This window comes from Cetobacterium somerae ATCC BAA-474 (assembly GCF_000479045.1).
Lineage (GTDB): Bacteria > Fusobacteriota > Fusobacteriia > Fusobacteriales > Fusobacteriaceae > Cetobacterium_A > Cetobacterium_A somerae.
Genome location: NZ_KI518178.1, coordinates 1 through 5952 on the forward strand (window position 1 = coordinate 1; position 5952 = coordinate 5952).

At 24.4% G+C, this 5952-nt stretch carries 3 protein-coding genes; all 3 read right to left on the minus strand.

Annotation, left to right across the window (positions count from 1 at the left end; all coding sequences use genetic code 11):
• Positions 1-31: 31 nt before the first annotated feature.
• Positions 32-1114: a hypothetical protein gene (locus tag HMPREF0202_RS09050; RefSeq protein ID WP_023050506.1), complete on the minus strand. Its 1083-nt coding sequence runs from the start codon at positions 1112-1114 to the stop codon at positions 32-34.
• A complete protein-coding gene (locus HMPREF0202_RS09055) occupies positions 1092-2540 on the minus strand; it encodes a DUF5677 domain-containing protein (RefSeq protein WP_023050507.1) in 1449 nt (482 codons plus the stop codon). The genes HMPREF0202_RS09050 and HMPREF0202_RS09055 overlap by 23 nt, the downstream gene beginning before the upstream one ends.
• Positions 2541-2719: 179 nt before the next feature.
• Complete coding sequence (locus tag HMPREF0202_RS09060) at positions 2720-5575, minus strand: MobA/MobL family protein (protein WP_040407073.1); 2856 nt, start codon at positions 5573-5575, stop codon at positions 2720-2722.
• Positions 5576-5952: the final 377 nt, after the last annotated feature.

A 5952-nucleotide genomic window follows, 5' to 3' on the forward strand; every position in this document is an offset into this window, starting at 1 on the left:
AATACAAAATTAAAATTTTCTAAAAAATTACTTATAATTTTAAAACATTTTCCATTTTTTTTAGTATAATTTTTTCGATTGTATTTAATGAAAGAGAATTTTCTTTGTTGAGTTCTATTTCTTTCATAATATTTGTCCACCAATTATTTTGATTTTTCATTTTGATTATTTCTTCAGTTGGAAAATTAAAAAAATTACTATTTTCTAAAATGTTTTGAAATATAAAGAATAATTTTAAAGTATTTAAAATATTATTTTTTTGTTTTATATAATTTATATTTTCGGTTTGAATACAACTATCAAATATTAGTGCTATATAATAGATTGTTGTATAATTCCGAACACAAGGAAATAAATTGTATCGTTCACTGACCTCAATTATATTAATAGCTTGTGATAAAAATCCAAAAACGGCCATATAAAAAATCAGACCATCATTTTTAGTTTCAAACCCAATTGACTGAATGTTTTTTTTATAATTTTCAAACCTTTTTTGAAAAGAGTCATTTTTATCTTCATTTTTTAAAAAAATTATCATTTTTGTATTTATAATTAAATTATTTTCAATATCTTTAATTGTCAGATTTTCTTTAATGTATTCTTCAAAAGTAACATATTCTTTTTTAAAAAATTGAAATAAAATTTTATTAGAAAGAGTACTTAAATCCTTGAATGTTTCTTTACTATTTAAACATCTTATTGGCATTAGCAAAATTTCACTATTATATTTCTCTAAAAGAAAGATGTTATTTTCTATTGATTTTTTAATTTTTTTAATATATATCTGTTTATTAACTTCAGAATTAGTGCCTAGTAAGTTCAAATCTAAATAAAGAGTATCATCAATAATTCTTTTACCATCTATTAAAAAAAAACTTTTATGTTCTCCCTTTTCAACATTAATGAAATCAAAACCAGTTAAAAAATAATTCATTTCTTCCTGTGAATAATATTTTAAATATAGTTCAAGAAGCATTTTGTTTTTATTAAAAAAGATTAAAAATTCATCCCTTATATTTATTTCATGATTATTAATTTCTTTTAAAATGACCTTTAAAAGATTTAAATACTTTTGTTGAAATTCCTCAACTTTATCTATCAATAGATTCTTCAAAATTGATCACTCCTTTTAAAAGTTCATCAGGTATTCCAAATTCATTTTTTAAAATTTGAATTATATCGTTCATTATTTTGATAGAATCTTTTAACGTACTTTTTAACTTTATAAAATTATTTATGTCTGGAACTGTATGGTATCGATGTCCTGGATTTACGCATTTAATCATAGAGCTTTCTCTAATTGCTCCCCATAGTCCATGTTCATATGATGACCCATAATCATAATGAAAATTATATAAATCTTTTTCTCCAACAGCTTCAGCTTTTTGTCTTATATTTTGTTTGTCAAAATATCTAATATCCATATCTATAAATTCTTCATTTCTAAATTCATTTACCAATAATTCTATGTACTCAAAATTTATATAGCTATTTTGAATATCTTTATTTTCTTCACGACTTTTAGTTAAAATAAGTTTATATGCTCCAATACCATAATATTTATATTCTTTCCAAATATTTTCTTGCTTAGTTTCAGTTAATAATAAATATTTTAACATTATATAATTTTCGATTAAAACTCTTACATTACTTCTAGCTAAAATCGAATCAAACATTTTATAATCCGCAATTTCTTTAAATCTTTTGTAGGAATATACAGCAATCCCTAAAATGACATTCATTTTTTCTGATAATGGATCTAATTTATAAATGGAATTAAAATAATTGAAAATTTCGTACACTTTTTCTAAGTATAAATTAATATCAATATTAGGATTTTCACTACTGATACAAAGCTCTTCGCACTCTGTTATTTGGCTAATTTCATCCCAAAAACGTTCGATAAAGGACTCGTTCGTCATTTCTCTATTAACAAAAGCCAAATCCATACTCCTAATTAAAGGACGTATTTGTCTCATTTTCTCATCTTCATGAGATAACTTAGGATAGAGTTGAATTTCTTCATTACTAACTCCATAAACTTTATTAGTTATTATTTTGAAAAGTACAATGAAGTATCTTATATCAGTTGCCAAATCGGATTGATGAAAAGAAGATTCGTTTAATACTTTTATCAATTGCTCTTTTCTCTTTTCAATATCTTCATTGAATAAAAAAAGTTTATTAAAATCACTAAAATTTGAATATGTAAAAACTAAAGTTAAAGGGTTCAAAGCGTCTTCAACTTCATTTTTTATCACATTTAAAATTTTTATTTTTAAAGTTGTTTCTAAACTTAATATTGTAGAAAATTTTATATCTGAAATTTGGTGTTCTTTAAAAATAAATAAAATTTTTATTATTTTATTTATTCCTATATCTCTTCCATACTTATCAATAATTAACCCTAACCATAAATATTCAGGTAGTCTTCCATAATACCAACTTTTAAAATCTGGTAATTCTGCAATAACTTCATTTAAAGGCGTTGTAAATTTTCCTTTTTCAAATTTATGATTTTTCAAACTTGTTTTTTCCATAAGCTTCTCCTTTTGTGAGTTTATATAAATTATTATAGTTTATATATATGAATCTAATTATACTTATAAAAAATAGTAAACAAAAATATATAATATATATCAATAAATTATTTAAAAGTGTATCTATAATTTTCATTAGAAAATATTTTTTAGATATACCTTAAGATTATCTTTATTCATCAATCTCTATCACGATCCTCATCATCCCGTATAACTTTAGCATGGAAATATCCTCCAGTTCCTTGTGAGTTTCCTTTAGATTTTTTTAATCTATTAAGAATACTCATAAATGTTGAAGATTCATTTCTTCTTGTCATTTCAAAGCCTTCCATTTCTTTTAACAAAGAATATTGCTTTAATAAAACTTTCAACTTATCTTTTACATGTTTTTCTTGATCCTTTAGTACCGCTAATTCTTTTTGAGGTTTTTCTAAACGTAACATAATAGTTTCGCTTGGAATAATAAATTCTATTTCAAAGTTACGTAATTTTTCATTAATATGTTTTAGTTTAGTTTCCATTGATGTAGCATGGTCGTGTTGATTAATTTTTCTAAGTCCTTCCATTCTTGGAATGATCTCTTCTTTTTCTTCACACAATTTACCATATACACCATTAGTGTGTTGGTTGAGAATCTCTTTTTTAATCTCTTTAATATCACATTCTTTTTCTTTTATCTTAATTTTTTCAGTAAGATCATTTTTTAAATCGAATAAGTCAGTTATATTTTTTCTTATATCAGTAACAAGCTCTTCTTTTTTATCTGGAGATAAATTTTTAGGAGAAGTTAAATCTAATTCTACTGTATTAACTATGTTTAAAAGTTTATCAATCTCTTTAGATTTCTTAGAATTTTTTTCTAGCATTTCTTCAACCTTAACTTTGACTTTTTCTTTAAAATTATCAGTATTTAAGTTAGACAATTTCTTAATTAATTCCTCTTTTTCAATTAAAAGCTTATCTTGTTCATATAAAAACTCTTGATTAATAGTTCTATCAATTTCATCTAATCTATCATTAATCTTTTTCCATTGTCCTTTACTTAATAAATCTTTGGCTTTTTCTTCTAAAGCCTCATAAGAAAACTCTATCTTGCCTTTTTGAGATATTAATTTATCTTTAGCAACTAATATAGCAACAGAGTTTTTAAATCTATCCAATGGGTCATTAGAATCTTCTAGTTTATCTTTTAAAGTTTTTATTTCCCAGAACTCATTATTTATTTCTTTTCTATACTCTTTCATAATTTTTAATTTATCTGAATTTAACTTAATTCTTCCATGAATATCGTCTTGTTGCTGTCTTAATTCTTTTAATTTTTCTCTTGATTCTTTAATAGCTTCTTCAACAAGTTCTTTAATATCGTGTTTTATTTCAAATCTATCAATTGTACCTTTGTATTTTCTATAATCTTTTTCATATTCTTTAAGTACATTCATATTTACTCTATATTCATAAGATGTTGGATCTAATTTCTTTCTTTCTAATTCCTCTTTAGTTTTAAAATATCTAGCTTCATATTCTACTGCTAACTCTTTAATCTCTAAATATTTATTTTGTGATAATTTTTGACAAATATCTAATTTAATTTTTTCATAATCAGCAATAGCTTTCTGTTCCTCTACTTGTTTGTCTATTACCTCTTTTTGAATAAATAAATCCTTTAGATTACTTTGAATTTCTTTGATATATAAGAATAATTCATTAGGTGTAACATCATCTATATACTTTAATTGATAACTATTGTTTCTAAGTAGATGTAGCTCTTCTACAATTTCCTCTCTACGTTCCATATATTTATCTCTAATGTATCTTTCTTTAGCCAATATCTTATCTTGCATATATGATGTTTCAAAAGTTCTTAAATAGGTATTTAAAGATTCAAATTCCTCTTCATACTCTTTAAAGTTTTTATCGTAAACAAGCTCTTTAAAATCTTTTAGTTTATTGTATCTATCAAGTTTTTTCGCATATTCTCCTTTAGTTAATTGTTGCATAACAATTTCTCTCAACTTATCTGGTTGAGAGTTATAATCAATTTTATTTAATTTTTTAGTTAAATCAACTTTTAGTGCTTCCATTTCAACAGCATTATCAAAGATTTCTTTAGGTGTTTCAAGTTTGTTTTCAACGACAAAATCAGAAGTCTGCACAACTTCTTTAGAAGTAATTCCAAATTCTTCACGAACTTTGTTTATGAACTCTTCTTTAGCTTTTGCGTTTTCTTCTGCATAGTTCTTTATCTTTATTCTATATTCCTTCTCTTTTAATTTAGCAACCTTAATAGCTAACTCAAATCTTTCTACTTCTTGTTTTTCATCTAGTGTTAAAGTTTCTCTATCTTTACGTAGTAATTTACCATTGATATTGATAGGTTCTCTATCAAGGAAATCAGCTTTTAAATAGTCTCCGTTTTGTAGAGCTTCTATTCTTCTTGCTTTAAGTGATCTACAATCAATTAGTTCAATACCTTTCTCTTTTAACTTCTCATTACAAACTCTTTCCCACGTTTGTCTAATCTCATATAACCCCTCAAATTGTCTCCACTTTTCAACTTTACGACTTCCCCCTCTTTCAGGGTTAATATTGTTGTATCTTTTAAAAAAAGTTTCTTCGCTTCTTTCCACTCCATCAAGAACTTTTTCATTAAACATTATATGGCAATGAATATTATTTAAGGTATCATCTACATTACGTTTATTATGGATAGATAGGCTATATACATATTCATCTTTAAATAACTTCTCACCTAATCTTTTAGCTATTTCAATGTTCTCTTTAATAGAAAGTTCATGTGGTAAAGAGAACTCTATTTTTCTATATGAATTTTCTAATTTACTTGTATAACTCTCTGCACATTCCCAAAAGAAAGAGGCGTTATCTTTAGCAAATGTAGGTAGGTTAAAGTTTTCTTTATATACTAACTCTTCTCCTCTTTCACCTACGCTATATTTTCCTTCTCTAGCGTTGTAAAGATATTTTTCTAAACTACTATGTCCATTAGATGGAGCAACAGTTAAATTATATATTGCCAAGATAATCACCTCCTTCTTAAATTTAAACCCACACTCGCAAGAGTTAATATATCGAGTTAGTTGGAAAACTAACGGAAGATATAGGCGATAGCGGTTTGAAAATTGTAAATTTTCACGAACCGCTAATCGTGCCTCTTTGAGATTTATTTTTTAAACTGCCTATTGGCAGTTTCTTGTATAGTACTATATAGTTATATCTATTTTCAAGAATTATTTTTTTAACCCACTCTTTTATAATCATTAGATTGTAAGTAAATTTAAATACATAAAGAGAAGCAATTATTAAAAAAATTAAGCAAATGCTTCTCTTTATTGACAGCTTATTAAAGCTACTAAAAAATATTATTTTCTTAAAATAAATAATTATAAAAAAAATA

Coding starts and splice junctions, on each gene's coding strand:
- HMPREF0202_RS09055 (WP_023050507.1), bottom strand. CDS start 2,540: ATGGAAAAAACAAGTTTGAAAAATCATAAATTTGAAAAAGGAAAATTT.